Annotated in this window: 27 protein-coding genes and 1 pseudogene; 7 read left to right on the forward strand and 21 right to left on the reverse strand. The window is 70.4% G+C overall.

Annotation, left to right across the window (positions count from 1 at the left end):
- Nucleotides 1-29 precede the first annotated feature (29 nt).
- The 5 genes from ACSMXX_RS07275 to rpsB form a co-directional block, all read right to left on the reverse strand.
- Nucleotides 30-1,223: a phosphatidate cytidylyltransferase gene (locus tag ACSMXX_RS07275; protein ID WP_473183221.1), complete on the reverse strand. Its 1,194-nt coding sequence runs from the start codon at nt 1,221-1,223 to the stop codon at nt 30-32.
- A 79-nt stretch (nt 1,224-1,302) separates the two neighbouring features.
- The gene (gene frr, locus ACSMXX_RS07280) at nt 1,303-1,860 is read right to left on the reverse strand and encodes a ribosome recycling factor (protein ID WP_473183222.1); all 558 of its coding nucleotides are present in this window, start codon (nt 1,858-1,860) and stop codon (nt 1,303-1,305) included.
- Nucleotides 1,861-2,020: 160 nt separating this feature from the next.
- Entirely contained in the window at nt 2,021-2,788 is a 768-nt protein-coding gene (gene pyrH / locus ACSMXX_RS07285) for a UMP kinase (RefSeq protein WP_473183223.1), read from the reverse strand.
- 214 nt (nt 2,789-3,002) lie between these two features.
- Nucleotides 3,003-3,839, reverse strand: coding sequence for a translation elongation factor Ts (tsf, locus tag ACSMXX_RS07290; RefSeq protein WP_473183224.1), 837 nt, complete (start codon nt 3,837-3,839; stop codon nt 3,003-3,005).
- A 246-nt stretch (nt 3,840-4,085) separates the two neighbouring features.
- Entirely contained in the window at nt 4,086-5,042 is a 957-nt protein-coding gene (gene rpsB / locus ACSMXX_RS07295) for a 30S ribosomal protein S2 (protein ID WP_473183225.1), read from the reverse strand.
- 635 nt (nt 5,043-5,677) lie between these two features.
- Here rpsB and ACSMXX_RS07300 point away from each other — a divergent pair.
- Nucleotides 5,678-6,316: a murein hydrolase activator EnvC family protein gene (locus tag ACSMXX_RS07300; RefSeq protein WP_473183226.1), complete on the forward strand. Its 639-nt coding sequence runs from the start codon at nt 5,678-5,680 to the stop codon at nt 6,314-6,316.
- A gap of 85 nt (nt 6,317-6,401) precedes the next feature.
- On the opposite strand, the gene ACSMXX_RS07305 is transcribed toward ACSMXX_RS07300, so the two are convergent.
- The 16 genes from ACSMXX_RS07305 to ACSMXX_RS07380 form a co-directional block, all read right to left on the reverse strand.
- Nucleotides 6,402-6,959 (reverse strand): TetR/AcrR family transcriptional regulator, encoded by a 558-nt coding sequence (locus ACSMXX_RS07305; protein WP_473183227.1) that lies wholly within the window; start codon nt 6,957-6,959, stop codon nt 6,402-6,404.
- A gap of 53 nt (nt 6,960-7,012) precedes the next feature.
- Complete coding sequence (gene whiG, locus ACSMXX_RS07310) at nt 7,013-7,879, reverse strand: RNA polymerase sigma factor WhiG (protein ID WP_473184678.1); 867 nt, start codon at nt 7,877-7,879, stop codon at nt 7,013-7,015.
- A 276-nt stretch (nt 7,880-8,155) separates the two neighbouring features.
- Nucleotides 8,156-9,385, reverse strand: coding sequence for a DNA-processing protein DprA (gene dprA, locus ACSMXX_RS07315; RefSeq protein WP_473183228.1), 1,230 nt, complete (start codon nt 9,383-9,385; stop codon nt 8,156-8,158).
- Nucleotides 9,382-11,031, reverse strand: a complete 1,650-nt coding sequence (locus ACSMXX_RS07320; protein ID WP_473183229.1) for a YifB family Mg chelatase-like AAA ATPase — start codon at nt 11,029-11,031, stop codon at nt 9,382-9,384. Before ACSMXX_RS07320 ends, dprA begins: the two co-directional genes overlap by 4 nt.
- Nucleotides 11,031-11,414: a YraN family protein gene (locus ACSMXX_RS07325; protein ID WP_473183230.1), complete on the reverse strand. Its 384-nt coding sequence runs from the start codon at nt 11,412-11,414 to the stop codon at nt 11,031-11,033. The genes ACSMXX_RS07320 and ACSMXX_RS07325 overlap by 1 nt, the downstream gene beginning before the upstream one ends.
- A gap of 194 nt (nt 11,415-11,608) precedes the next feature.
- Nucleotides 11,609-11,932 (reverse strand): DUF2469 domain-containing protein, encoded by a 324-nt coding sequence (locus ACSMXX_RS07330; protein ID WP_070016816.1) that lies wholly within the window; start codon nt 11,930-11,932, stop codon nt 11,609-11,611.
- A gap of 39 nt (nt 11,933-11,971) precedes the next feature.
- The gene (lepB, locus tag ACSMXX_RS07335) at nt 11,972-12,700 is read right to left on the reverse strand and encodes a signal peptidase I (protein WP_473183231.1); all 729 of its coding nucleotides are present in this window, start codon (nt 12,698-12,700) and stop codon (nt 11,972-11,974) included.
- A gap of 82 nt (nt 12,701-12,782) precedes the next feature.
- A complete protein-coding gene (gene lepB / locus ACSMXX_RS07340) occupies nt 12,783-13,814 on the reverse strand; it encodes a signal peptidase I (RefSeq protein WP_473183232.1) in 1,032 nt (343 codons plus the stop codon).
- A complete protein-coding gene (lepB, locus tag ACSMXX_RS07345; protein ID WP_473184679.1) occupies nt 13,717-14,736 on the reverse strand; it encodes a signal peptidase I in 1,020 nt (339 codons plus the stop codon). Before lepB (ACSMXX_RS07345) ends, lepB (ACSMXX_RS07340) begins: the two co-directional genes overlap by 98 nt.
- Nucleotides 14,737-15,223: 487 nt before the next feature.
- Complete coding sequence (gene lepB / locus ACSMXX_RS07350) at nt 15,224-15,946, reverse strand: signal peptidase I (RefSeq protein WP_473183233.1); 723 nt, start codon at nt 15,944-15,946, stop codon at nt 15,224-15,226.
- Nucleotides 15,947-15,989: 43 nt separating this feature from the next.
- Nucleotides 15,990-16,340, reverse strand: a complete 351-nt coding sequence (gene rplS / locus ACSMXX_RS07355) for a 50S ribosomal protein L19 (protein WP_055486343.1) — start codon at nt 16,338-16,340, stop codon at nt 15,990-15,992.
- A gap of 130 nt (nt 16,341-16,470) precedes the next feature.
- A complete protein-coding gene (gene trmD, locus ACSMXX_RS07360; RefSeq protein ID WP_473183234.1) occupies nt 16,471-17,316 on the reverse strand; it encodes a tRNA (guanosine(37)-N1)-methyltransferase TrmD in 846 nt (281 codons plus the stop codon).
- Nucleotides 17,313-17,870 (reverse strand): ribosome maturation factor RimM, encoded by a 558-nt coding sequence (rimM, locus tag ACSMXX_RS07365; protein ID WP_473183235.1) that lies wholly within the window; start codon nt 17,868-17,870, stop codon nt 17,313-17,315. Before rimM ends, trmD begins: the two co-directional genes overlap by 4 nt.
- Before the next feature lie 166 nt (nt 17,871-18,036).
- The gene (locus ACSMXX_RS07370; protein ID WP_473183236.1) at nt 18,037-18,276 is read right to left on the reverse strand and encodes an RNA-binding protein; all 240 of its coding nucleotides are present in this window, start codon (nt 18,274-18,276) and stop codon (nt 18,037-18,039) included.
- Nucleotides 18,277-18,278: 2 nt separating this feature from the next.
- Nucleotides 18,279-18,722 carry a 30S ribosomal protein S16 gene (gene rpsP, locus ACSMXX_RS07375; protein ID WP_473183237.1) on the reverse strand — a complete coding sequence of 148 codons (444 nt, stop codon included), beginning with the start codon at nt 18,720-18,722 and terminating at the stop codon, nt 18,279-18,281.
- Between the two features lie 246 nt (nt 18,723-18,968).
- Nucleotides 18,969-19,661, reverse strand: coding sequence for a hypothetical protein (locus ACSMXX_RS07380; protein WP_473183238.1), 693 nt, complete (start codon nt 19,659-19,661; stop codon nt 18,969-18,971).
- Between the two features lie 267 nt (nt 19,662-19,928).
- Between ACSMXX_RS07380 and yhfZ the strand changes: the two genes are divergently transcribed.
- From yhfZ to ACSMXX_RS07410, 6 genes and pseudogenes are all read left to right on the forward strand, one after another.
- Nucleotides 19,929-20,870 (forward strand): GntR family transcriptional regulator YhfZ, encoded by a 942-nt coding sequence (gene yhfZ, locus ACSMXX_RS07385; protein WP_473183239.1) that lies wholly within the window; start codon nt 19,929-19,931, stop codon nt 20,868-20,870.
- Nucleotides 20,871-21,082: 212 nt separating this feature from the next.
- Nucleotides 21,083-21,472: pseudogene (locus tag ACSMXX_RS07390) on the forward strand (PRD domain-containing protein); the annotation flags it as partial.
- A gap of 71 nt (nt 21,473-21,543) precedes the next feature.
- Complete coding sequence (locus tag ACSMXX_RS07395) at nt 21,544-21,930, forward strand: DUF2620 domain-containing protein (protein ID WP_473183240.1); 387 nt, start codon at nt 21,544-21,546, stop codon at nt 21,928-21,930.
- 8 nt (nt 21,931-21,938) lie between these two features.
- On the forward strand, nt 21,939-23,372 hold the full coding sequence (locus ACSMXX_RS07400) for a YhfT family protein (RefSeq protein WP_473184680.1): 1,434 nt from the start codon (nt 21,939-21,941) through the stop codon (nt 23,370-23,372).
- A 47-nt stretch (nt 23,373-23,419) separates the two neighbouring features.
- Nucleotides 23,420-24,460 (forward strand): phosphotriesterase family protein, encoded by a 1,041-nt coding sequence (locus ACSMXX_RS07405; RefSeq protein ID WP_473183241.1) that lies wholly within the window; start codon nt 23,420-23,422, stop codon nt 24,458-24,460.
- A 1-nt stretch (nt 24,461) separates the two neighbouring features.
- Nucleotides 24,462-25,589, forward strand: a complete 1,128-nt coding sequence (locus tag ACSMXX_RS07410; RefSeq protein ID WP_473183242.1) for an aminotransferase class V-fold PLP-dependent enzyme — start codon at nt 24,462-24,464, stop codon at nt 25,587-25,589.
- The last annotated feature ends 17 nt before the right edge of the window (nt 25,590-25,606 follow it).

The raw sequence follows: 25,606 nt of genomic DNA on the forward strand, positions 1-25,606 counted from the left end.
GCGGGGGCGAAGGGCGGGGCGCGGCCTCGTCAGCCGCCGCCCACGAACGCGACGAACAGCAGCCATACGACCGGGGCCGTGGGGAGCAGCGAATCGAGCCGGTCCATGATGCCGCCGTGGCCGGGGAGGAGAGTCCCCATGTCCTTGATGCCGAGGTCGCGCTTCATCATGGATTCGCCCAGGTCGCCCAGAGTGGCGGTGACCGCGACCGCGAGACCCAGCAGCAGCCCCTGCCACCAGCTGCCGCCGTCGATCAGGAACTGCATGCACAGCGCCCCTGCCGCCATGGAGAAGGCGATCGCGCCGCCGAGCCCTTCGCGGGTCTTGGCGGGACTGATGGCCGGGGCGAGCTTGTGTTTCCCGAAGCGCCAGCCCACCGCGTACGCGCCCGTGTCGCTGACGACCGTCAGCAGCAGAAACGTCAGGACCCGCCACGGGCCGTCGTCGGCAGCGAGCATGAGCGCGACGAACGTGGCCAGGAACGGTACGTAGAAGGTGGCGAAGACGGCGGCGGTGACGTCCCGCAGGTAGTCGTCCGGCGACTCCGTCATCCGCCATACGAGTACGGCGAGCGCGGTCAGCGCCATGACCACCCACGCACCCTCGGGCCCGCGCAGATAGCCCGCGATCACCATCGCCGCGCCACCCACGGCGAGCGGGACCAGCGGTGCCTGGACCTCCTTGCGCTCGCTGAGCCGTGAGGTCAGCTCCCACAGGCCGACGACGACAGCGACGACGATCACGCCGAGGAAGACCGGCTTGTAGAGGAAGAGGGAAGCGAGGATGACCGCGCCGAGGCCGACACCGACTCCTATTGCGGCACGCAGGTCACGTCCGGCCCGCTTCTTGCCGCTCAAGGGGGCCGGGCCCGGGTCGGACGCGCCGGAACCGGGCCGGCGGTCGGGACCGGCGCCGCTGTCCCGGCTGCTACCGGAGCCGACGGGGCGGCGGGGATCACCGGATCCGCCGGAGCCGTGAGTGCCGTGAGGGCCGTGAGGGCCACCCGGACCGGACCCCGGGCCGGATCTGCCGTGGCCGCCGTCGGAGCCGCCCGGGTCGGAGACGATGGGCATATCCCGAGTCTGCGGCACACCACCGGCCTCGTGCGCGGGAGCTTCACCCGCACCGGAGCGGAAGCCGCCGCGCGGCGCAGCGCCTCCCTGGCCGGGTGCGCCCTCGAACCCGGCACGGGGCCGTGGGGCTCCCCACGATGAGTCGTTCACAGATTGCAGCCTCAGACCTCGGACCTCGGACGGATCTCGTACAGCCCCGCGCTCGGGGAAGCCCCCGCGCTCCGGGGACTCAGACCTCGAGCAGCTCGGCTTCCTTGTGCTTGAGCAGCTCGTCCACCTGTCCCGAGTACTTCGAGGTGGTGTCGTCGAGCTCCTTCTCGGCCCGGCGGCCCTCGTCCTCGCCGACGTCCCCGTCCTTGATGGCGGCCTCGAAGGTCTCCTTGGCCTTGCGGCGGACGCTGCGGATCGAGATCTTGGCGTCCTCGGCCTTGGCCTTGGCGACCTTGATGTACTCCCTGCGGCGCTCCTCGGTCAGCTCCGGGAACGTCACCCGGATGATATTGCCGTCGTTCGACGGGTTGACGCCCAGGTCGGAGTCGCGGATCGCCTGCTCGATGTTGCGCAGCGAGCTCTTGTCGAACGGAGTCACCACCGCCATCCGCGGCTCCGGAACCGAGAACGAGGCCAGCTGGTTGATCGGCGTCATCGTGCCGTAGTACTCCGCCACGATCTTGTTGAACATCGCCGGGTGCGCACGGCCGGTGCGGATCGCGGCGAAGTCCTCCTTGGCGACCACGACCGCCTTCTCCATCTTCTCCTCGGCTTCGAGGAGGGTCTCTTCGATCACCACGTGCTCCTGGTTTCCTTGAATGAGCTTGCGGATAAGCCCTGTTTCCTGCACGGTGTCCGACCGGCAGGCGGTTGTCCACCCCGTGTCGAGCCGTTCGTACGACGGTGAGTCACCCCGCGGGCACCGAGCGCGCCGGGCGGCGGCCGAACGCCGAACGTCAGCCTCTCGTGCCCTGGTTGCTCACCAGGGTGCCGATCTTCTCACCCTTCACCGCCCGCGCGATATTGCCCTCGGCGAGCAACTCGAAGACCAGAATCGGCAGTTTGTTGTCCCGGCAGAGCGTGACGGCCGTGGCGTCGGCGACCTTCAGATCGCGCGTGATGACCTCGCCGTACTCCAGGGCGTCGAACTTCACGGCGTCCGGGTTCTTCGCCGGGTCCGAGTCGTAGACGCCGTCGACCCCGTTCTTGCCCATCAGCAGCGCCTCCGCGTGGATCTCCAGGGCGCGCTGCGCGGCGGTGGTGTCGGTGGAGAAGTACGGCATGCCCATGCCTGCGCCGAAGATCACGACCCGGCCCTTCTCCAGGTGCCGTACGGCGCGCAGCGGGATGTACGGCTCGGCGACCTGCCCCATGGTGATGGCCGTCTGGACGCGGGAGTCGATGCCTTCCTTCTCCAGGAAGTCCTGCAGGGCAAGGCAGTTCATGACCGTGCCCAGCATCCCCATGTAGTCGGAGCGTGCGCGGTCCATGCCGCGTACCTGCAGCTCCGCGCCGCGGAAGAAGTTGCCGCCGCCGATCACCACGGCGAGCTCCGCCCCGTCGCGTACGACGGACGCGATCTCGTGGGCCATCTTGTGCACGACGTCGGGATCGACACCGAGCCCTCCCCCGCCGGCGAACGCCTCACCGGAGAGCTTGAGCAGGAAGCGTTTACGGCCGCTGCGGCCCCTGCCTGTGTCGGATGTACCGCTGTCCTTACCCATGAACTCTCCTAGCGTGCATACGAAGGAGGCCACTGCCGTCGGATCCTCACAATCCCAGATGCGGCAATGGCCTCCTCGTCACAACTGCCCTGTCCCCGACCCTATCGGGCGCGTGCCGTTCGCGTGCTCCACGCGGCGGCGTCGTGCCTGGGGGCACCGCCCGGGCCGGAGGCTCTGGGCGGGGCTACCGCCCAGACCGGTCCGGGGGAGGGTCTCAGGCCCCCACGCGGAAGCGCGCGAAGTGCTTCAGCGTGACGCCCGCCTCTTCCAGAACCTTCTGGACGCTCTTCTTGTTGTCCTTGGCGAAGGGCTGGTCGAGCAGGGTGTTCTCCTTGAAGAAGCCCGTGACCCGCCCCTCCACGATCTTGGACAGCGCCTGCTCCGGCTTGCCCTCCTCGCGCGCGGTCTCCTCGGCGATGCGGCGCTCGTTCTCGACCGTCTCGGCCGGGATCTCCTCGCGGGTGAGGAACCTCGGCGCGAAGGCGGCGATGTGCTGCGCGACGTCCTTGGCGATCTCCGCGTTCTCCTTGTCCAGCTCGACGAGCACACCGACCTGCGGCGGCAGGTCGGGGCTCGTGCGGTGCAGGTAAGAGGCGACGAACGCGCCGGAGAACTGGGCAAAGCGGTCCAGGACGATCTTCTCGCCGAGGTTGGCGTTCGCCTCGTCCACGTACGCCTGCACGGTCTTGCCCGGCTCGATCTCCGAGGCGAGCAGCGCCGCGGTGTCGGCGGGGGAAGTGGCCGCTACGTGTGCGGCGATGGAGTCCGCGACGGCGAGGAACTTCTCGCCCTTGGCGACGAAGTCCGTCTCGCACTTGAGCTCTACGAGCACGCCGGAGGTGTTGTCGCCGGCGATGCGGGAGACGAGCGCGCCGTTCGAGGCGGTGCGGCTCTCGCGCTTGGCGACGCCTTTCTGCCCCTTGACGCGCAGAACCTCTACGGCCTTGTCGACGTCGCCCTCGGACTCCTCCAGGGCCTTCTTGCAGTCCATCATGCCGGCGCCGGTGAGCTCGCGGAGCTTCTTGACGTCGGCGGCGGTGTAGTTCGCCATGCTTGGTTTCCTTCTGTGACCAGGCCCCGCCTCGCGCTCGGCGCGCCGGAGACGCGGTGCGCCGGGGCGGAACTCGTCCTTCTTGAGGTCTCTTTGCGGCCTGCCGGGACGCCCTCACCTGCACCGTGGTGCGGTTCGGGCGGAGTCAGGTCTGTGCGTCTGCGTCTCTTCCCGTACGGCCGCCGGGATGGTCACCGGGGCACGGCGGAGTGCTGATGGTGCGTGCATGCCGCGCCCCGGTGAACGTCAGGCTTCCTCGGAGGTCTTCGACTCGGCGGCCTCGGCGGCCTCGTCGGCCGGCTTCTCCTCGGCCTTCTCTTCGGCCTTCTCCTCGACCTCGGCGTCGGCCTTGGCGTCGGTGGCCTTCTCCTCGCCCTTGGCAGCCTCGGCGGGTGCCGCCTCGGTGGCCTTGGCCGCGGCGCCCTCGCTCTTCTCGCCCTCCAGGAGCTCGCGCTCCCACTCGGCGAGCGGCTCGGCGGACTTGTCGCCGCCCTTGGCAGCCTCGGCGGCGCCGGAACGGGCGATCAGACCCTCCGCCGCGGCGTCGGCGATCACGCGGGTGAGGAGCGTGACCGAGCGGATCGCGTCATCGTTGCCCGGGATCTTGTAGTCGACCTCGTCCGGGTCGCAGTTGGTGTCCAGGATCGCGACGACCGGGATGTTGAGCTTCCGCGCCTCGCCTACGGCGATGTGCTCCTTCTTGGTGTCCACGATCCACACGGCGCTGGGCACCTTCTGCATCTCGCGGATACCGCCGAGGGTCTTCTCCAGCTTCGCCTTCTCACGGGAGAGGACGAGCAGTTCCTTCTTGGTGAGACCGGAGGCGGCCACATCCTCGAAGTCGATCTGCTCGAGCTCCTTCAGGCGCTGGAGACGCTTGTAGACGGTCGAGAAGTTCGTCAGCATGCCGCCGAGCCAGCGCTGGTTCACGAAGGGCATGCCCACGCGAGTGGCCTGCTCGGCGATGGCCTCCTGGGCCTGCTTCTTGGTGCCGACGAACATGATGGAGCCGCCGTGCGCGACGGTCTCCTTGACGAACTCGTAGGCGCGGTCGATGTACGACAGCGACTGGAGCAGGTCGATGATGTAAATGCCGTTGCGCTCGGTGAAGATGAAGCGCTTCATCTTCGGGTTCCAGCGCCGGGTCTGGTGCCCGAAGTGGACGCCGCTCTCCAGCAGCTCCCGCATCGTGACGACGGCCATGGCCGTTCTCCTTGAATTGCTCGGTTGTCGTCAGCGCTGGCCGGGATGGCCACCGCTTGCCTGACGCCTCTGTCGCGCTGTGCCCGCGGGACCTGTCGAAAGGGCCCTCATGGGACCGAGATACGCGGCCACCGGGTGAGGGTGGCGAGGCGTGCGAAGTCAGTCCGGTCGCCCGGACCGCCACCAGCAGTGTACGGGACCGGATGGGGCCGCGGCTCCCTCGTACGGCGGGTCCGGCTTACCGGACATGCCGTGCAGGCCGTACATGCGCCGTGAGTGCACCGTGACTGCGCTGCCGGATGTGTGGCAGCGGGCTGCTGAGGCGGGCCGATGCCCTCGTACGGGTGACGCGCTTGTCCACAACAGGCCGGTTCTCCACGTAAGTTCAGCAAGATCCCTGCGCTCGGTGACGATGCGGGACTCTGCGTGCCGGGCGGCTCATGGACGGCCGGAAGACGGCGGGGGTGTGCATGGTGCGGGTGGGGCGCGGGCGCGAAGTGCGGGGGAAGGGCCTGGCGGGCTGGATGCGCTGGGCGGGCTGGGCGCGTGGAGTGCCGCGTATCCGCGGAACGCGCGGAACGTGCGGGGCGCTGGGTGTGCTGGGTGCGCCGGCTGCCCGGGCTGTTCTCTGTTTCGTGGTCGTCCCTGCGATCGGCGTGGTGGCGTCCGGGGTGCTCTGGGCCGTTGCCACGCCGGCCGTCAGCGCGGCGGCGCGGCCTCGTTCCTACTCGGACGCAGAGCAGGGGCCGCCGCCGTCCTCACGGGACACGGGCGGTCCTGCCCCCTCCGGCGAGCGGGTGTGGCCCGTGGAGGGGCGCGCCGGAGCACCGCGTCCGCTGGCCGTGCACGGGTGGAAGCCGCCGTCGGAGCCGTGGGCCGCCGGTCACCGCGGAGTGGATCTGGCGGCTGCGCGGGGCAGTCCGGTGCGAGCGGTCGCCGATGGCAGGGTCTCGTTCGCGGGCAGGGTCGCAGGGCGCGGGGTGGTGTCGGTCGAGCTGTCGGGTACGGGCCGTCCGGCACTGCGCACGACGTACGAGCCCGTGCGGCCTTCCGTGCGCAAGGGGGATCGGGTGCGGGCGGGCCAGACCGTGGGCACCCTGGCGGACGGACCGTTCCACTGCCGGCGAGCCTGTCTGCACTGGGGCGCACGACGGACTGAGCGCTACCTCGATCCACTCTCGCTGCTGCCGGCGCGTCTGCTGCGCGGTGGCCCGTCGAGGCTGCTTCCCGTCTTCGGCGTCCCGCTGCCTCGTGGCGGTCGCGTCCCGCCATAGGGGTCGTGCCACAGGGGACGGCGGCGCAGCATGAGGCCTGGACCTTCGAGGCGGGCGGCTGCCGACAGGGCGGCCGCCACCGCGGTCAGCCCTGGACGCCGTCCAGCGCCATGCCGACCGCCGCCTCGGTGATCTCTTCCGGGCTCTCGGCGGCACCGAGTTCGATACGCCGCACCGCCGCGTCGACGACACCTTGCAGCAGCATCGCGGCCAGCCGCGGCCGGTCATGGCCCAGCTCTCCGAGTGCCTCGACGACCATGGCCACAAGGCCGCCGTGGGCCGCGCGGATCTTCTCGCGTGCGCCCGCGTCGAGTTCGCCCGCGGAGATCGCCACGACCGCACGGTGCCGTCCGTCGCCGACGAGCGCCAGCTGCCGCCGTACGTACGCCTCGATCTTGTCCTCGGGGGACTCGGCCTCGGCCATCGCCGCCTCGACCTCGGCCGCCCACACCGGGAAGTCGACGGCGCACAGCTCCTCCACGACGGCACCGCGCGACCGGAAGTACTCGTATACCGAGGAGCGCGCGAGCCCGGTGCGCTGCGCGAGGGCCGGGAAGTTCAGCGCTTCGGTGCCGCCTTCGGACAGCAGCTCACGGGCAGCGTCGAGAAGGGCGGAGCGCTGCATGGTCCGGTGCTCGGCCACGGAGGCCGCTCGAATCCTTGGCACCCTGCCACCTTACGGACGGAGGGGCCGATTCAGCGACCGGCGTCGGCGAGCTTTGCCCGAAGCTGAAGGACCGACTTGGTGTGGATCTGGCTCACCCGGCTCTCGGTGACCCCCAGTACCTGGCCGATCTCGGCGAGGGTCAGGCCCTCGTAGTAGTACAGGGTCACCACCGTCTTCTCCCGATCCGGGAGGGTGTTGATGGCGCGGGCCAGCAGCCGACGCAGCTCGCGGTCCTCGGCGACCTCGACCGGGTTGTCCGCCGCAGTGTCCTCGAGGGTGTCCATGAGGCTGAGCCGGTCGCCGCCCTCACCGCCGACGTGCAGCAGCTCCTCCAGGGCCACGACGTTGGCCAGGGACAACTGACTGAAGACACCGTGCAGTTCGTCCAGCGGGATGCCCATCTCCGCGGCGACCTCCGACTCGGACGGGCTGCGCCGCAGACTCGACTCCAAAGTGGCGTAGGCCCGTTCGACGGCACGGGCCTTCTGCCGCACCGACCGCGGGATCCAGTCCAGCGCCCGCAGTTCGTCGATCATCGCCCCGCGGATCCGCGTGATCGCGTACGTCTCGAACTTGATGGAACGTTCCGGGTCGAACTTCTCGATGGCGTCGATGAGTCCGAAGACGCCGGAGGAGACGAAGTCGGCCTGTTCCACATTGGAGGGCAGGCCGACGCTGACGCGCCCGGCGACGTACTTCACGAGTGGCGAGTAATGCAGGATCAGCTGCTCCCGCAGCCCTTCGTCGCCCGTGGCCTTGTAGCGACGCCACAGCTCGTCGAGCGCACTGTGACCGGAACCGAGTCCGGTGTGCTCGGTCCCGGACGGCTCCGCTGCGGTGTCAGCCGGAGCCGCTGCGGTGCCGGCGCGTTCAGGCCCGGGGGTGTGCTGGGGCATTCGTCGCCTTGAGCCGTTCTGCTGAGTGGTCGTCACGCGGCGGAAGCTAATGCGTGACGGGATGCCTCTTCCTTGGGTTCTGTGAGCGTAGCGTGACCGCACGGTCGCAATATGCGATGAGTGCCTGCCCGGGCATGCGCAGATACGTTCCGCTGCCCGCACCCGGGAGTTACTTCCGCAGCAGAGCCCGGAACCGGCCTTCTGGGGCGAGCGGGGCGGAACCGGACCATACGGATCACCCTTTCATTCGATAGCCGCAGGTCAAGGACCGGCTCATCACTCGATGGTGTGCCCGGCGCCGGTTTCGGGCAGCGCGGGCCGGCTCAACTGCCAGCCGTTGCCGAGGCGTTCGACGAAGCCGAGGGCGCAGAGCTCCTGGAGCCTCACGACAGCGGCATCGGGCGTGAGGCCGACCGCCTGTGCCAGCTGCGCGGACTCGGCGGGGCCGCGCGCAGGGAGCGCGTCGAGCACCAGCGCCGCCTCGCCGGGCAGTACGTCGCGCGGTACCGAGGGGCCGCGTCTGCGCGGCGCCAGCTCGCCCATGCTCCCGACCAGTTCGATCACTTCGGCGGCATCCGTGACCAGGCTGCCGTCCGCCCGCAGCAGTTCGTGTACCCCCGCCGAGAGGCCCGACGTGACCGGACCGGGAACGCCCATGACGAAGCGCCCCAGCCGCCGCGCGTGCCGTGCGGTCGACAACGAGCCGCTGCGCAGTGCCGCTTCGACGACGACCGTGCCGCGCGTGAGTGCCGCGATCACCCGGTTACGGAGCACGAAACGGCTCCGCGAGGGGTGGTCCCGCGGCGGCAATTCCGCCAGAAGCAGGCCCTGTTCACCGATGCGTGAGATCAACTCGGCGTGGCCCGGCGGATATGCCACGTCCACCCCGCACGCCAGCACTCCGATCGTGGCCCCGCCCGCGGCGAGGGCTCCCCGGTGGGCCGCACCGTCGATGCCGTAGGCCGCGCCCGAGACCACCGTCCAGCCGCGCTGCGCGAGCCCTGCTCCCAGCACGGCCGCCACGTGCCCGCCGTACTCCGTGCAGGCCCGGGCACCGACGACGGCGACCGATCGGAGCGCCCAGAACCGCAGACTCGGAGCACCGCGCACCCACAGCCCGATCGGCCTCGTCACCCCCAAGGCATCGAGCTGGCCCGGCCATTCGCTGTCCCCGGGGCAGAGGAACCTGCCTCCCAGGGACTCGATGGCGGCCAAGTCGGCCTCGGGACGGGCGCGTTCCGCCCGGGAACGGAGCCCGGCCCACCGCTGCTCGTCGACTCCCGGCAACGGGCCGGCGTCCTTGCGCAGCGCCCGCACCACCTCCTGCGCGCCGTACGTCCGCAGCCACCGGCCCGCCGTTTCGTCACCGGGCTCCGCGATGCGGGTCAGCGCCACGCGCGCGAGCCGCTCCTCGGGGCCGGTCTCAGCGTGCTCGCAGCTGTGCTCACCGCTGTGCCCGCCGCCGTCGGGGACGTCGCCTCCCGGCCCGTAAGCCTCCCCGTTCATGGCCGCCACCGGGATGCGGAGGCCGTAGCCGCAGACGCGGGGGTGCCCCGCCTGATCCCCGTACGGAGCTCGAGCGCCAAGTCGACGTCCTGCACGGTCGGCCGGTCGTGCCCCGAGAGATCCGCGACCGTCCACGCCACGCGCAGCACCCTGTCCATCCCCCGGGCGGTGAGCAGGCCGTGCTCCATGTCCTCCTCGGCCCTGCCGAGCGCCCCCGGTTCGGCAGGCCAGCGCGTACGCAGCTCATGACCGGGGACGTCGCTGTTCGCCGACCACGGTGTCCCCGCATAGCGCGCTGCGGAGCGCTCACGAGCGGCCAGCACTCGCTCCGCGACGGCCGCCGTGCTGTCCGAACTCCCGTGCAGGCCCGCCAGTTCGGATCGGGAGAGCGGCTTGACGTGGACCCTCAGGTCGACCCGGTCCATGAGCGGGCCCGAGAGCCTCGCCCGGTAGCGCCTGATGGACGCGGGCCGGCACTCGCACCCTCCGCCCTTCATCCCGTGGCGCCCGCACGGGCAGGGGTTGGCCGCGAGGACGAGCAGGAACCGGGCGGGCATCCGCATCACCCCCGAGGCCCGCGCGACCACCACGTGCCCCGACTCCAGTGGCTGCCGCATCGCGTCCAGAACGCGGCCGCTGCACTCGGCAGCCTCGTCCAGGAAGAGCACACCATGGTGCGCCATCGACACCGCTCCCGGCCGCGGCAGGCCCGAGCCGCCTCCGACCAGCGACGCCATCGTCGCCGAGTGGTGAGGGGCGCAGTACGGGGAGCGTGTGACGAGAGGCTGGCCGGGCGGAAGCACCCCGGCCACCGAGTGGACCGCGGTCACCTCCAGCGACTGCTGCGACGTCAGCGGCGGCAGCAGCCCCGGAAGGCGCTCCGCCAGCATGGTCTTGCCCGCTCCGGGAGGGCCCTTGAAAAAGATGTGGTGCCGCCCGGCCGCCGCCACCTCCAGCGCTCGTCGGGCGGTGCTCTGACCCGCGACGTCGGCCATGTCCAGCGTCCGCTCCGGCCCCCGCGCCATGCCCGGCCCCGCCCACTCGTGGCCGGGAAGAGACAGGGCCGACGGACCACGGCCGGGGCTCGGTGCCTCCGGAATCAGGCCGTCAGGCGGCTCCTCCTCCGGCGCCGTCTCGTCGTTGAGCAGTGCGATCAGCTGCCGCAGGCTCCGGACCCCGAGAACGCTGACGTCTGGCACAAGCGACGCCTCGGGTACGGCCTCCTCCGCCACCACGACCTGCCGGTGACCCGCGTCCGCCGCGGCCAGCACCGCCGGAAGCACTCCCCGGACGGGACGCACCCGCCCGTCCAGCCCCAGCTCGCCCAGCATCACCAGGCCTGCGAGGCTCCGCGGATCGATGCGCTCCGCCGCCCCCAGCACCGCACAGGCGACGCCCAGGTCGAACCCGCTGCCGCTCTTGGGAACGGCGGCCGGGCTCAGTCCGACGGTGAGCTTCTTCTGCGGCCACTCGGCGCCCGCGTTCACCACCGCCGCCCGTACCCGGTCGCGGCTCTCGGTCAGGCTCTTGTCGGGCAGGCCCACCAGCGTGAACGTCGCCACCCCCGGCTCCAGATCGGCCTGGATCTCAACGACGACGCCTTCGACCCCGACCAGCGCCACCGAGCACGTACGGGCGAACCCCATCAGGCCACCCCCCGTGCGTGCTGCACCAAGGGCGCGCCCCGGTCCGGCAGCAGCACCCCGACGAGGTCGATCCGCACTCCGCCGCGCGGCGGCTGTCCGTACCGCGTGAGCCAGCACTCAGTCAGCCAGCGGGAGGCCAGTCTCCGCAGCCTTGCCGACTTGGCGGGGGTCACTGCCGACATCGGATGTTCGAACGTCCCGCCGCGCCCCGCGCGCCGGGTCTTGACCTCGCAGATCACCAGCGCGTCCCTGTCCCGCGCGACGATGTCGAGCTCTCCCTCCGCGCAGCGCCAGTTCCGCTCCAGCACCGCCATTCCCGACTGCCGCAGCCTCCGGGCTGCCACATCCTCTCCGTACCGGCCGAGGGCCTTACGGGCGCTCATCCGCACCACCTCCGGTCACCGACTGTGACGGAAGCGGGAGGATGTAGATGATCAAGGTTGTTATCTGGGGAAACCCGGCTCGCTGTGGACAGAGCCGTCACTCACAGGTGTGATGGGCGCGAAAACGGAACGGGAGGGCAGCCCCCAGAAGAGGCTCAGGCCCAGGTTCAGGGAGGCCGAGTCAGGAAGCCGGGTCAGCTCTTGAAGCCGGAGTTCTCGGGCAGATCGAGATCGCTCTTGTTGAGCTCCTCGATGTTCACGTCCTTGAAGGTCAGGACCCGTACCTGCTTGACGAACCGGGCGGGACGGTACATGTCCCACACCCACGCGTCGGCCATGGAAACCTCGAAGAAGACCTCACCCTGCACCGAGTGCACCTGCATCTCGTAGTCGTTGGTGAGGTAGAACCGCCGGTCCGTCTCGATCACGTACTTGAAAAGACCGACGACGTCCCTGTACTCCCGGTAGAGCTTCAGCTCCATCTCGGTCTCGTACTTCTCGAGGTCCTCGGCGCTCATGGCATGTTCCCCTTCAGCCGTGCGTGCCCCCATTGTGCGTCAGCCGCGAGTGCCCCGTCCGGCCCGCCGCGCGATCGGGCCGTACGCCGCACCGCCCAGGATCAGGGCCGCACCGGCGACGACTGCGAGGACCAGTGGCTGCAGCGGCCCAGGGTCCGACGTGCCGCCCGGCAGCGCCGAGAACCCGACGGGCCTCGCGAGCATCCCCAGACCGCTCATGGGCCATGCGACGGCGTCCACTCGTGCGTTCACCGCGGAGCGCGGGACGGCACCGTGGTCGCCGTCCTGCAGGTGCACACGGGAGTCGACCGATTCCATGCGGTGATCACCGAGCAGGAAGAGCTTCCCCTCGGGGACCGTCGTGCCCTTGAACGGAGGCTGGGAGTCGGGCCCGGTGCCCTTGAGATACGGCTCCTCGAGGGTCTTCCCGTTGACCGAGAGCTCGCCCTGCTTGTTGCAGCACTCGACTTTGTCGCCCCCGGTGCCCACGACGCGCTTGACCATGGGGACGTCGCCCCACACGGAGTCCTGGAACACGACGACGTCGCCGCGGCGGACGTCCCCTCCGTCTATGCGCTCCGCGAGCACGCGGTCGCCCGCCTTGACGGTGGGGTTCATGGAGTCGGTCGGCACCGTGTACGGCTGGTACAGGAAGGCGCCCAGAAAGAAGGCGCCCAGGAACATCACACAGCCGACCGCCACGGCGATCCCCGAGAGGGCGTGTCCGAGGCGACCGCGACTTGTGCCAGTACGTCCAGCCTTGCTCATTCCCGCGCTCCCGGTCAGCTCGCCGCTTCGGTCTGGGCGCACCTTACCCGGGGTAGAGAGCCCTGAGTACGGGGGAGGGACGTCAGCCGTTGACGAACGGCTGACCGGTCGCACGCAGCGTGCGCCGCCTCCGCAGCCAGAGGACGAGCGGCACGGCCCCGGCGACGCCGGCGACCGCGGGCGCCGCACTGGCGGCCTTCGCCTCGAGCCCCTTCTGCTCGAAGGTGTCCGGCACCGGCAGAGCCGACCACCGGGTGACCGGCCAGGCCACGACGATGGCCCGTCCGACGACCTTGTCCGTCGGGATCATGCCGTTGTCCAGCTTCTGGTGGTAACGGGAGTCGAGAGAGTCCTGGCGGTGGTCGCCCATCACCCACATCTTCCCCACGGGCACCTCGACCGGGCCGAAGGGCTTGTCGTCGCAGGAGGTGTTCCCGGGGAAGAGATACGACTCGTCGAGCGCCTTGCCGTTGACCTGGACCGAACCGCCGCGCTCGCACTCGACCCTGTCGCCGCCGATGGCGACGACCCGCTTGATCAGGTCCTGGTCGCTGGCCGACGGCATGAGGCCGATGCTGCTCAGCACGGTCTGGACGGCGCCGCCCACCCCGCTCGGCTCGGGCACCGGAGACTCGTTCAGCCAGCCGCCCGGGTCCTCGAAGACGACGATCTCCCCCCTCTCGGGTTCGGATCCGAACCAGGGCGTGAGCTTGTCGACCAGCACTCTGTCCCCGACCTGCAGGGTGTTCTGCATGGAGTTCGACGGGATGGAGAACGCCTGGACGAGGAACGTCTTGATCAGCAGCGCCAGGATCAGCGCGATGCCGATGAGAATCGGCAGCTCCTTCAAGAAGGACCGCTGCGGCCTGCCGTGTCCGCCCGACGTGTGATCACTTGTGGTGCCGTCTTCTGCACCCGTGCTCACGCTGATGTCACTGCCTCTCTCTGCGGTCTGCGGCGCCCCGCGCGCCGCCGTCTGTGCTTCGGGTCCGGAGACGGACACGGAAGGGGACGCCTCAGGGGTCCTGCTGCTCTCCGTGCCGCTCTCGCCGCCCTCGCCCTCGTTCTCGTTCTCGCCGGAACCGGAACGAGCGCCGACCGCCAAGTCCCCCACAATCACTCCTCAGAATCCACTGCCGCTTGTCCCACAGCCGGGACAAGCCCACCACACCCATAACGAGCGGGAGTTCCGCAGGGATCGGATATTGCGTCAGACGGTCGCTCCCGCCCCCGATCGGAGGAGCGGCTGCCGATGAACCGGCTGACTCGGGTACCGCGGTGAACGTCTTGGACGCTTCCAGCTTGCCCCAGTGGTCGAACGGCCACGCGATGACAACGGCCCGCCCCTGCACCATCTTCTCGGGGACGGTGCCGCCCTCCTCGCGCAAATGGAGGCGGGAGTCGCCGGAGTTGGACCGGTGGTCGCCCAGTACGAACACACGGCCGGACGGCACTCTTACGTCGAACTCGGTCTCCGAAGGTTTGTCGCCCGGATTCACGTAGGGCTCCTGCAGCGCCTCGCCGTTGACGGTCACCTTGCCCTGCGCGTTGCAGCACTTGACCTCGTCGCCGCCGACGGCGATGACACGTTTGATCAGATCCTGCTCGTCGTCGGACGGAAGCAGACCGATGAACGTCAGGAACTCCTTGCCCTGCTTGATGCCGACCGGGTCTTCCTTGCGCTTCTTCTCCTCCGGCGGCAGCCAGCCGCCGGGGTCCTCGAAGACGACGACGTCGCCGCGCTCCGCCTTCCCGCCGAACCAGGGCGTCAGCTTGTCCACCAGGACGCGGTCGCCGACGCGGATCGTCTGCTCCATCGAGCCGGACGGAATCACGAACGCCTGGACCAGGAACGTCTTCAGGATCAGCGCGATGAACAGTGCGACACCGACGAGGATCGGTATCTCCTTCGTCACCGACAGGCGTCTGCGCCGCTTGACGCGTTTCGCCGCACGCCGGCGTTCGGCCCGGCCGCCGCTCGGACCGGGCGGGATGCCGAGCCTCTCGTCCCTGGTCTCGCGCCCGGGCAGATCCATCAACCGCGCCGAGTAGGCGCTCAGCCGCATGGTCTCGCCGGAGCTGACCGAGGACGGCGGGAGCGGGCCGTTCGGCCCGGGGAAGCTCACCGGTGGCGGCTGTCCGCGTCTCGCAGGGCCGCCCCGCCCGCCCTGCGGGCTTCCGAAGTAGTCGAATGGTTCTGAGTAGTCGTAGTCGCCGGAGTAGTAATCGGAGCCGTCGGCACCGCCGTTGCGGCCGTTGAAGCCGGATTGCTGCGCTCCGCCATAGCCGTTGGGGCCGCCGCGGGGGGCGCCGTTCCCGTTGGGAGCGGCGTAGCCGTTGGGGATTCCGTAGCCGTCCGGAGTGCCGTAGCCGTCGGGAGTGCCGTAGCCGTTGCCGTTGGAACCGCCGTGCCCGTTGCGGCCGTTCGGGCCGTTGCGGCTCGGCCCGGCGTACGGATCGTCGTCGTAGTCACTCGGTACGCCGTAGTCGTACCGGCGGCCGTCGCGGGCAGGGCCCACCCGGTCACTCATGGGCACCTCCCCCGCCTCCGCGGACCGCTGCCCACCGGTCCTTCGGCCATGCGATCGCGTCGGCCCGCCCGATCACGCGCTCCACCGGAACGGTGCCACCACCCGCGTCACCGAGGTGGTCACGCGAGTCGCTGGAGTCGGAACGGTGATCGCCCATCACCCACAACCGCCCTTGTGGCACTTCGATATCGAACGGCACGGCTGACGGGTCGTCACCGCCATACAGATAGCGCTCGTCCAGCGGAACACCGTTCACCTCGATCCTTCCGCGCTTGTCGCAGCACCGGACCCGATCCCCGCCGACGCCGATCACACGCTTGACGTAGTCCGTCTCGGATGGTCTCACCAGACCGACCGCAGCACCGGCCTCTCGCAAAAGACCGGTCGCCGGATTCCCGCCCGTCCCCTCCTCAGCCATGAACGAACCCCTGCCGTCAAAGACCACAACGTCTCCGCGGCCCGGAGAGTTGCCGATCCGATAGGCAAGCTTGTTCACCAGTATCCGGTCACCGACCTCCAGAGTGGGGGCCATTGATGCAGACGGGATCAAAAAAGGCTGCACCACGAACGCGCTGACCAGCAAGAGCGCGCTGAGCAGCGACGCAGCAACCGCGCACAAGCGAGCGGAGCGTGACCAGCCCCTCCACATCTGCCCCAACGGGCCGGAGGAGCGGTCCCGCTCCGCATCGTCCTGCTGCTGCGCCTCGGTGTCCATCGGGCCGCAAGCCTAGCCGCCCGCCGGACCCCGGACAGCTCGATCAGTTCTCGCGCTTCTCCTTGATCTTGGCCGCCTTGCCGCGGAGTTCGCGGAGGTAGTAGAGCTTGGCGCGACGCACGTCACCGCGGGTGACGACCTCGATCTTCTCCACGATCGGGGTGTGCACCGGGAAGGTGCGCTCGACGCCGACGCCGAAGCTGACCTTGCGGACGGTGAAGGTCTCCCGCACACCGCCGCCCTGGCGGCGGATGACGACGCCCTTGAACTGCTGCACACGCGAGCGGTTGCCCTCGATGACGCGCACGTGAACGTTGACCGTGTCGCCGGGGCGGAACGCCGGAACGTTGTCGCGCAGCGAAGCCGCGTCGAGGTTCTCGAGAAGCTGAGACATGACCGTCTGCTTTCCTCGCTGATGCCACAGGTCATCAGCGGAATGATCGTGATGCTGACTGGGAAGCCCGCTCCCGTGCGGGCGTCGGTCCCCCTGTGGCAGGGTCGCGCGCCGGGTACGGAGCAGCCGCCTATTCTTCCACGTGCTGCCCGGTCGGCCAAAATCGGCCGTCGGAGCCCTCTCTCCAGCCCAGCCGCTCCAGCTCGGCGCGGTCGTGCCCGTCCAGCGAGGAGGGGTCGCAGCGGGCGATGAGATCGGGCCGGTTCGCCGCCGTACGGGCCAGTGCCTGATCACGGCGCCAGCGGGCGATGCGGCCGTGGTGGCCGCTGAGCAGTACCTCCGGGATGCCGCGGCCCCGCCACTGCGGAGGCTTCGTGTAGACGGGGCCCTCCAGCAGGTGGGACATCGGGCCGGCCGCGAAGGAGTCGTCCTGGTGCGACTCGGCGTTGCCCAGCACTCCGGGCAGCAGGCGGGCGACGGCTTCCACCATGACCAGTACGGGCGCTTCGCCTCCGGCCAGTACGTAGTCGCCGATCGAGACTTCGCGTACGTCCAGCCGTCCCGCGTACTCGTCGATCACGCGGCGGTCGATGCCCTCGTAGCGGGTCGGCGTGAAGACGAGCCACGGGGCGCCGGAGAGCTCGACGGCCAGCTCCTGGTCGAAGGGCCGGCCGCCCGGAGTCGGTACGACCAGCACGGGCGTGCCCGTGCCCGTGGACCCGTCCGTGCCCCCGGGCGCGGGCGTGGCCGTGCCGATGATCTCGTCGAGCGCCTCGCCCCACGGCTCCGGCTTCATGACCATGCCGGGGCCGCCGCCGTACGGGGTGTCGTCGACGGTGTGGTGCCTGTCGTGCGTCCACCGGCGCAGGTCGTGCACGCGGACGTCGAGCAGCCCGCGGGCACGGGCCTTGCCGACGAGCGAGACGTTCAGCGGCTCCAGGTACTCCGGGAAGATGGTGACGACGTCGATCCTCACCGTCCGCCGTCCTCCGCCTCGCGCTCCGCCCCCGCACGAGGGCCGCTTTCGCCCAGCAGCCCCGGTGGCGGCTCGATCACGATCCGCTGCGCCGCCAGATCGACCTCCGGGACGATCTCGGTGACGAAGGGGATCAGCGCCTCGCTGCCGTCCTCCCCCTTGACCACGAGAAGGTCCTGGCCGGGCGGGTGCGCGACCTCCTCGACCCGGCCGACGGCCGTACCGTCGCGGGTGACCACATCGAGATCGACGAGCTGGTGGTCGTAGAACTCCTCCGGGTCCTCCGGCTGTTCGTCCGGATCCACCTCGGCGATGAGCAGGGTGTTGCGCAGGGCCTCCGCCGCGCCGCGGTCCTGGACACCTTCGAAGCGCAGCAGCAGCCGGCCGCTGTGCACACGGCCGCGCTCGATGGTCAGCGGCTGCGCCCGTGGCGGGTCGGTGGCGAGCACCGCGCCCGGGGCGAGCCTCGACTCCGGCTCGTCCGTGCGCACTTCGACGGTGACCTCACCCTTGATGCCGTGGGCGCGGCCGATGCGTGCGACGACTAGCTGCACTGTGCCTCTCCGTGCTCGACCTGCTCGACCTGCTGGCAATGCCGTTGGTGCTCTTGCTGCGAACTGCCGCGTGCAGAGCCCGTACCCGTATCAGTATCCGTACGCGAACACGGGCCGGAGACGGCCAGTACCGTCCCCGGCCCGTGCCGGTGCTGTGTTGTGCGGCTCAGCTGACCTGGTCCACGTCGACGAGGTCGACGCGGACGCCACGGCCGCCGAGGGCGCTCACGACCGTACGCAGAGCACGCGCGGTGCGGCCGCTGCGGCCGATCACCTTGCCCAGATCGTCGGGGTGCACCCGGACCTCGAGCACGCGCCCACGGCGCAAGGTGCGGGACTCGACCCGCACCTCGTCCGGATTGTCGACGATGCCCTTCACCAAGTGCTCGAGGGCCTCCTCGAGCATGATCAGGCCCCGGTCGACTCGGTGGAGGACTCGGCCTTGTCGGCCTCGTCTGCCTTCTTGTCGGCCTTCTTGGCCTTCTTGGTGATCGCTTCACCCTTGGGCTCGTCCGCCGACTCCTTGGCCGCGGCCTCGAAGAGGGCCCTCTTGTCGGCCTTCGGCTCGGCGACCTTCATCGGCTCGGGGGCCGGCAGGCCCTTGAACTTCTGCCAGTCACCGGTGACTTTGAGGATTGCCGCGACGGGCTCGGTCGGCTGCGCCCCGACACCCAGCCAGTACTGGACGCGCTCCGAGTCGACCTCGATGCGCGAAGGGTTCTGCACCGGGTGGTAGAGGCCGATCTCCTCGATGGCACGGCCGTCACGGCGCGTACGGGAGTCGGCGACGATGATGCGGTAGTGCGGCGAGCGGATCTTGCCCAGTCGCTTCAGCTTGATCTTGACTGCCACTGCTGTGGTGTCTCCTGGTCTTGACGTGGGTGGACACGGCGGGTGACCACGTGGGGTTGCGGTACCCGGAGGTCCGACGGACGCGTCAGCCGAAGGAGAGAGGGGTCCTGTGCGACTGTCGAGTACAGCGCACCATGATGCCACACGTGACCCGCCCGGCCGAACCCGGATCCGGACCGGCCCGAAGCAGGCCGACTGCCGGGACGGTACGGACGACCCGCCCCGGCACTCACGGCCTGGTACGGGTCATCCGACGGCGGCCGCCACGGCCTCCACCCTGTCCGCGGGCTCCGCGGACGCGGCGCGCTCCACCCCGGCGTCCGGGATTCGGAACGGCTTGCGGCACGCCCCGCACACGATGGGTGCCTGTGCCAGCACCGACGGGACCACCCGCACGTTCCGCCCGCAGTCGCAGACGGCCTTGACGCGCACGCCGCCGCCGCTCGATCCGTGGCGGGCAGCGGGACCGCGGAAGCTGCCTCCGCCGTCCGCCTCGGTCGCGGCGCTGTACGCCTTCAGCGCCCGCTGGAGGCGCTCGATGGTGGGCCTGTAGCGACGCCGCGTCTCGGTGGAGGGCGCGACCAGGGAGAAACCGCTGCTCGCATGCGGCTCGTCCGGGTGCGCAAGGCCCAACTCCTCGGCGACCGCCAGGAATCTGCGGTTGTGATAGCGGCCGGCGCGGGAGGTGTCTCTGATTCCGCGCGCAGCGGCGATCCCGTGGACGGCCTCGTGCAGAAGACGCTCGAAGGAGAGCCCGCTGCCGCATGCGGAGGAGGACTCTCCGATCAGCGATTCGGGCGCGGCCAGATCCGGCAGCTCGGGGTGGTGCCTCTGAATGTCCGCCCAGGCAGCTGCCAGCTCGGCGGCGAGAACTGGTGGTGTCGTGCTCACGTCGTGCTCAACGAGTCGGACCGCCTCAGTGTTCCGATTCCGGGACAACCTAAATATTTTGCACGTACCGGTCAGTTGCGACGCTGTCGCTCCAGTTGGGCGAGTGCGCAGAAGTGCGCACAACCAGCCCAGCCCGGCCATCCCGGACGTACCTCCGGGTTAGGAGGCCCGTCGGGAGCGATCGGTACACCTCGGTGACCATACCGACATTCCCCGGAGCTTTGTGCACCGGGGTACCGCCTGCGACCAGGGAGAGAGCAGGATCACGTTCCCGCCCCCATTGGCAATATCCAGGATTCTGGATATTATCCCCTGATGATCAGCGGCGCCGACGAGCGCTTCCTCACCCGCAACGGCATGGCAGCACGTCAACTGGCCGCGCTGCTGCTGAATCACGAAGCGGACACACGTCTTCCACGACTGCGCGACTTCGCCGGCGAACTGAAGGTGGGGAACGGGACCGTACAGGCGGGGCTGCAGCTCCTGGAGGAGGCCGGGGCCGTAGAGACCAGGGCGCGGGGCCATCTCGGCACGTTCCTGGTGCACGCGGACCGCGCCATACTGTGGCGGCTGGCCGGGCTGGGCACGCTTCTCGCGGCGATGCCGCTGCCGTACTCGCACCGGTACGAGGGTCTCGCCACCGGGCTCAGGGCCGCCTTCGAGCAGGCAGGGGCGCCGTTCGCGATCACCTTCATGCGGGGCGCCTCCACGCGGCTCGGCGCACTCCTGGAGGGCAAGGCCGATCTCGTCGTGCTCTCGCGCTTCGCCGCCGACCGTGTCGCCGAGGAGCACCCTGTCGAGCTGGTGGCCGACCTGGGCCCCGGGACGTACGTCGGGTCGCACGGGCTGCTGCTGCGCCGCGGCACTCCCCTGGCGACCGAAGGGCTGCGCGTCGCCGTCGACTCCTCCTCGGAGGATCTGCGGATGCTGGCGGCACGGGTGTTCGCGGGACGCGGGGACGTGGAGTGGGTGGAGGCGTCGTACATGCAGCTGCGGGGGCTCTTCGCACAGGGACGGGCCGACGCCACTGTGTGGAACCTCGACGAGGTACGCGATCACCTGGGCCCGGACGTCGAAGTCCTGCACCTGGACGAGGAGATCACGCGCGAACTCGCTTCCCGCAACTCCAGCGCCGCGCTGATCGGACGGGCCGGGGGGTCGCCGGCGCTCGACGCGGTGCGCGCGTCGCTGGACTTCGGACTGGTCACCGGGGTGCAGGGCGAGGTGCTGCGAGGCGAACGCGTGCCGCTGTACTGACACTTCGCGGCTCCCGGTCTCCCGTTTCTCGCCCCCCGTTCTCCGCTCCTGCGCTCATGCGCTCCTCCGTCCCACGCCTCTGCCGGCCCGGGTCTCTCCGTAACGGCTGCGCGCAGGGCGCACGTCGAGGAAGAAAGCGCGACGCCGGGTCTCCTCAAAAAGCAGAATCCTGATTATTGTCGTGGCGGAATCGTGCGGCGGAAGGATGCGCCATGGAGGAGGAGCTCGACGAGAAGCTGGCCCTCCGGATCCGGTTGTTCCGGGAGACCGGTCAAGTACGCGCGGAAGTGGCCGAGTTCGTGGAGCGCGAGCTGCGGGGACTGGCCCGGGCGGGACTGCCCGTCTCCGAGGAGACCGCGGGCATGCTCACCAGCCATCTGATGATGGCGCTGAACCGGCTGCTGAACGGCGAATCCCTCGAAGACCCCGCCGCCGGCGAGCAGATGGCGGCCGAGCTGGCCGGCCGGCCCGGTGCCGTACGGCTGGCGCGGCAGATGTCCGTACGTGCGGAGCAGGCACTCGGGACGGCACCGCTCCCCGAGTCCGAGACCGGCTATCTGGCCATGCACCTGGCCGTACTGGCGCGGCGCGGCCCCGCGGCAGGCACCGCGTGTCCGGCGTCCGGGGAGGGCGTGCGGGACGGCACACCCGTACAGCAGAACGGAGAGCAGCCGTGACGAGGATTCTCACCGGAGGCGTCGGCAAGGTCCAAGTGGCCGACGTGCTCGAGGGCTTGGCCGTCGAAGGCCTGGAGGTCGCCGTCTCCGGCGACATGGAGGCGGCGATGAAGCTCCGTACCGGACAGGCGGAGTACTACCTCGGCACCTGCCACACCGGCGCAGGGGCGTCCCTCGGGGTGCTGCTCGGTGTGCTGGGTAGCGGCATGTGCCACACCTTCGGGCGGAGCGTGCCCACCGAGGCGGAGGTCACGGAGCTGCTGGAGGGCGGTACGAAGGTCTTCGGCTTCGGCATGGACCACATCCCGGAGGCCACGCCAGTCATCGCACGCGCCATCGCCGCGCACACCCGCCGGCCGCCGGACCCGAGGAGCACTCCGTGAGCACCCTTATGGCAGGCGCGGCCGCAGCGGGCGGCAAGAGCCTCGATTTCTCGTTCGCCCAGCAGACGACCGTCATCGTCCTGTGCGCGCTGACTGCGCTCATATCCCATCTGGCGCTGGCCGTCTTCAACGACGGCGTACGCCCGTTCATGCTGGACTTCATCCAGGGCCGCAGCACCCGCAGCGCCACCACCGCGGTCTCCTTCGGGCTCTCCGCCGGGTTCATCTTCGGGCTCGGTGCGCCCATGGCGCTGTCCACCGGAGTGCTCAATCCGTGGCTGCTGTTCCTGCCGACCGACGTGCTCGGGCTTCTCGCTCCGAAGAAGTGGCTCGCTCCCCTGCTGGGCGGCGCCTGGGGAGCGCTGGTCATCTTCGGGCTGAACGGGGCGAACGACGTCGCGCACGATCTGCCCGTCGACTTCCTGACGGCCATGCAGCAGATGGCGACCCCGATTCTCTTCCTCTTCACGCTCTTCCCGGTGCTCGCGATCACCAGGCAGTTCGGAAAGCTCCGCGGCGGCATCGCCGGTGTGGTGGAACTCGCCCTGGTGATCCTCACGATGAAGCTGTGGCCCGATGTGTTCCCCGGCGCAGCGGCGATGGCGGTGGGTGTGGTCATGCTCATCGGGTTCGCGACAGCCAAGGACGTACGGCAGCGGCGGGCGGACAGGGCAGCGGCGAAGGCGGACGCCGAGACCGGCTCCGGGGCCGGCACCGGCTCCGGCTCCGGGGCCGGCACCGGCTCCGGGGCCTCCGGGAGCGGGGCCGAGGGCAGGCGGGTGTCCGAGGCGGAGCTCGAAGATCCGATGCAGTCGCTGTTCAGCGCGAGCGCCACCCGGCTGCGCCGGCACCTGCCGCTCTTCATGGTGCTGGGCGCGGGAGTCTGTCTGCTGGCCCAGATGCACGTCTTCGGGGGCGGCGAGGCCACGAGCTTCCTCATAGCCAAGGGCGACTACTCCGGCGCCGCCCAGGTCGACTTCTACCGCGTCTTCGGTTTCATACCGCTGATCGCCACCACCGCGCTGGCCTCCGGCGCGTACGCGATCGCCGGGTTCACCTTCGTCTATCCGATCGGCTATCTGCTGCCGAGCCCGTGGCTGGCGCTCCTCGCCGGCGCGGCCGTCTTCGCCGTCGAGGTGCTGGCCCTGTCCTGGATCGGCAGGATGCTCGGGCGGCTGCCGTCCGTACGGGACTCCTCCGAACACCTGCGGAACGCGATCAGCGAAAGCCTCTGGCTGGCCATCCTGTTCGGCTCGCTGCTGGCGGCGAACACCATGGGCGGCGGGCTCGGCATCCTCATCGTGGGCGGTCTCTATCTGCTCAACGAGGCGATGGGCCGGGTCGTGGTCCGCATGGCCGCCGCTCCGGCCGCGGTCCTGGTGGGCGGCGTGCTGCTCAATCTCCTGTACTGGCTCGACCTGTTCACCCCTGTCAAGGGCTGACAGCGGCGGCGTACCGGGCACCGGACGGGAAGGCGGCACCGAGCACCATGTACGAGCAGCATCCCGCGCGCCTCGTCCGTACCGTCGCCGGACCGCTCGCGCCGGAGCGGGTGGACGGGCCGGTGCTGGCACACGAGCATCTGGCGCTGGATCTCTCCCGCGGCGGCGACCCCACGGCCGTGCTCGGCGCCCGCCACCGCCAGGCCGTCACCTCCGAACTCGCCGCCTTGCGCGAGGAGTTCGGGCTCTCCCTCGTCGTCGAGTTGACGTGCCGCGGCATGGGCCGTGACGCCCGGGCCCTCGCGCGTATCGCACAGGAGTCGGGGGTCGCGGTCGTCGCGGGCACGGGCTGGTACTACGAACGCTTCCACCCGCCGGAGACCTCCGGCGCGGGCGTCGGGGAGCTGACCGGCGAACTGGTCCGCGAGATCGAGGACGGGATCGGCGGCACGGGCGTGCTGCCAGGTGTCATCGGCGAGGCCGGCAGCCACGGCGGCGCACCGGGCGCGGCGGAGGTCCGTACGCTCACGGCCGCCGCGCACGCGGCACGGGCGACGGGGCTGTCCGTCGCCACGCACGCCCAGCTCGGACGGGGCGGGCCGGCACAGCTGGAGCTCCTCACCGGGGCGGGCCTCGCCCCCCACCGGGTGAGCATCGGGCACCAGGACCTGCTCGACGACCCGGGGGTGCACCGCGAACTGGCGGCGGCGGGCGCGTACGTGGCCTTCGACACCGTCGGCAAGGAGAGCTACCGGAGCGACGAGGCACGGCTGCGGCTGCTGCTCGCGCTGCTGGACGCCGGGCACGCCGACAGGGCGCTGCTGAGCTGCGACATCTCGCGGTACGGCTATCTCACGAGCGAGGGCGGCACCGGGTACGGCCACCTCTTCCGCTCCTTCCTTCCGCGGCTGCGCGCCGCGGGAGCCGACGACGACCTGATCGATCTGCTCACCAGGCGGAACCCGCTGCGCTTCCTGACGGGCGGCACGGACGGTTCGGGCGGGACGGATGGCTTGGGCGGGACCGACAGCACAGACGGCACCGATGGCACGACCGGAACGAGAACGAACGACGGCGAGGAGCTGTGAGATGAACGCGCCACGACTGCCGCGTACGTTCCCGCTCCCCACCGTGCCGCTGGAGGAAGCCGTCGACGCGCAGTTCCGGCTGCTGGAGTGCACAGCACGGCACTTCGAGGGCGCACAGCTCTTCGAAGCGGACGCCGGCGTGGTCCCGGGGCCCGGCAGGCCGCGTACGACCGCGCGGGTGGAGGCCGTACTGGCGGACTTCTTCGGCGCCGGAGCGGCGGCGCTGGTGCAGGGCGCGGGCACCGGCGCGATCCGCAGCGCGCTCGGCGCGGTGCTCGTCCCGGGCGAGGCGCTGCTCATCCACCGCGCGCCGGTCTACCGCACCACCGCGGTCACGCTGCGCGGACTGGGCGTACGCGCTCACGAGGCCGACTTCAACGACCGGGCGGCGCTGGAATCGGCCCTGGCGAGCGGGGACTTCCGCTACGCGTACGTACAGCACTCGCGGCAGCGGCTGGCCGACTCCTACGACCCGGGCGAGGTGCTGCGGCTGTGCCGGGCCGCCGGTGTGCGGACGATCGTGGACGACAACTATGCGGTCTTCCGGGTGCCGGCGAGCGGCGTCGAGATGGGCGCCGAGGCCTCGTGCTTCTCCCTGTTCAAGCTGCACGGCCCGGAGGGCGTCGGGGCGGTGGTCGGCTCCAGCGAGCTCGTCGGGCGGGTGCACGCCGACAACTACTCGGGCGGCGGCCAGGTACAGGGCCACCAGGCGCTGGACGCGCTGCGCGCGCTCACGCACGTACCGGTGATGTGGGCCGTGCAGTCGCGTACGGGGGCCCAGATCGCCGAACGGCTGGAGGCCGGCGAGGTGCCGGGGGTGGCGGAGGTGCGCCTCGCGAACGTGCAGGACCGCTGCCTGGTGCTGCGCCTCGACCGGCCCGTGGCACGCGGGCTGCCCGCGTGCGCGGCGCGCTACGGGGCCGCCCCGTACCCGGTCGGTGCCAACTCGCGCTACGAGGTGGCCCCGCTCTTCTACCGGATGTCCGCGTCCTCCCTGGACGACGATCCCTCACTCGCCGACTGGACCGTGCGGATCAACCCCATGCGGGCCGGGGCCGGACTCGTCCTGGACATCCTGCGGCGCGCGCTGGAGGACCTGTACGCCGGGCACGGCGCGGGAGAGACCTGACCGGCCGCGCCCCGACG

Source organism: Streptomyces sp. DSM 116795 (assembly GCF_055792905.1).

Coding starts and splice junctions, on each gene's coding strand:
- ACSMXX_RS07400 (WP_473184680.1), top strand. CDS start 21,939: ATGGCAGGCGCGGCCGCAGCGGGCGGCAAGAGCCTCGATTTCTCGTTC.
- ACSMXX_RS07320 (WP_473183229.1), bottom strand. CDS start 11,031: ATGGGGTTCGCCCGTACGTGCTCGGTGGCGCTGGTCGGGGTCGAAGGC.
- ACSMXX_RS07325 (WP_473183230.1), bottom strand. CDS start 11,414: ATGAGCGCCCGTAAGGCCCTCGGCCGGTACGGAGAGGATGTGGCAGCC.
- ACSMXX_RS07410 (WP_473183242.1), top strand. CDS start 24,462: ATGAACGCGCCACGACTGCCGCGTACGTTCCCGCTCCCCACCGTGCCG.
- dprA (WP_473183228.1), bottom strand. CDS start 9,385: ATGAACGGGGAGGCTTACGGGCCGGGAGGCGACGTCCCCGACGGCGGC.
- rpsB (WP_473183225.1), bottom strand. CDS start 5,042: ATGGCCGTCGTCACGATGCGGGAGCTGCTGGAGAGCGGCGTCCACTTC.
- whiG (WP_473184678.1), bottom strand. CDS start 7,879: ATGCCCCAGCACACCCCCGGGCCTGAACGCGCCGGCACCGCAGCGGCT.
- tsf (WP_473183224.1), bottom strand. CDS start 3,839: ATGGCGAACTACACCGCCGCCGACGTCAAGAAGCTCCGCGAGCTCACC.
- rplS (WP_055486343.1), bottom strand. CDS start 16,340: ATGTCTCAGCTTCTCGAGAACCTCGACGCGGCTTCGCTGCGCGACAAC.
- yhfZ (WP_473183239.1), top strand. CDS start 19,929: ATGATCAGCGGCGCCGACGAGCGCTTCCTCACCCGCAACGGCATGGCA.
- ACSMXX_RS07370 (WP_473183236.1), bottom strand. CDS start 18,276: ATGCTCGAGGAGGCCCTCGAGCACTTGGTGAAGGGCATCGTCGACAAT.
- ACSMXX_RS07405 (WP_473183241.1), top strand. CDS start 23,420: ATGTACGAGCAGCATCCCGCGCGCCTCGTCCGTACCGTCGCCGGACCG.
- lepB (WP_473183231.1), bottom strand. CDS start 12,700: ATGAGCAAGGCTGGACGTACTGGCACAAGTCGCGGTCGCCTCGGACAC.
- lepB (WP_473184679.1), bottom strand. CDS start 14,736: ATGGATCTGCCCGGGCGCGAGACCAGGGACGAGAGGCTCGGCATCCCG.
- ACSMXX_RS07330 (WP_070016816.1), bottom strand. CDS start 11,932: ATGAGCGCCGAGGACCTCGAGAAGTACGAGACCGAGATGGAGCTGAAG.
- pyrH (WP_473183223.1), bottom strand. CDS start 2,788: ATGGGTAAGGACAGCGGTACATCCGACACAGGCAGGGGCCGCAGCGGC.
- lepB (WP_473183233.1), bottom strand. CDS start 15,946: ATGGACACCGAGGCGCAGCAGCAGGACGATGCGGAGCGGGACCGCTCC.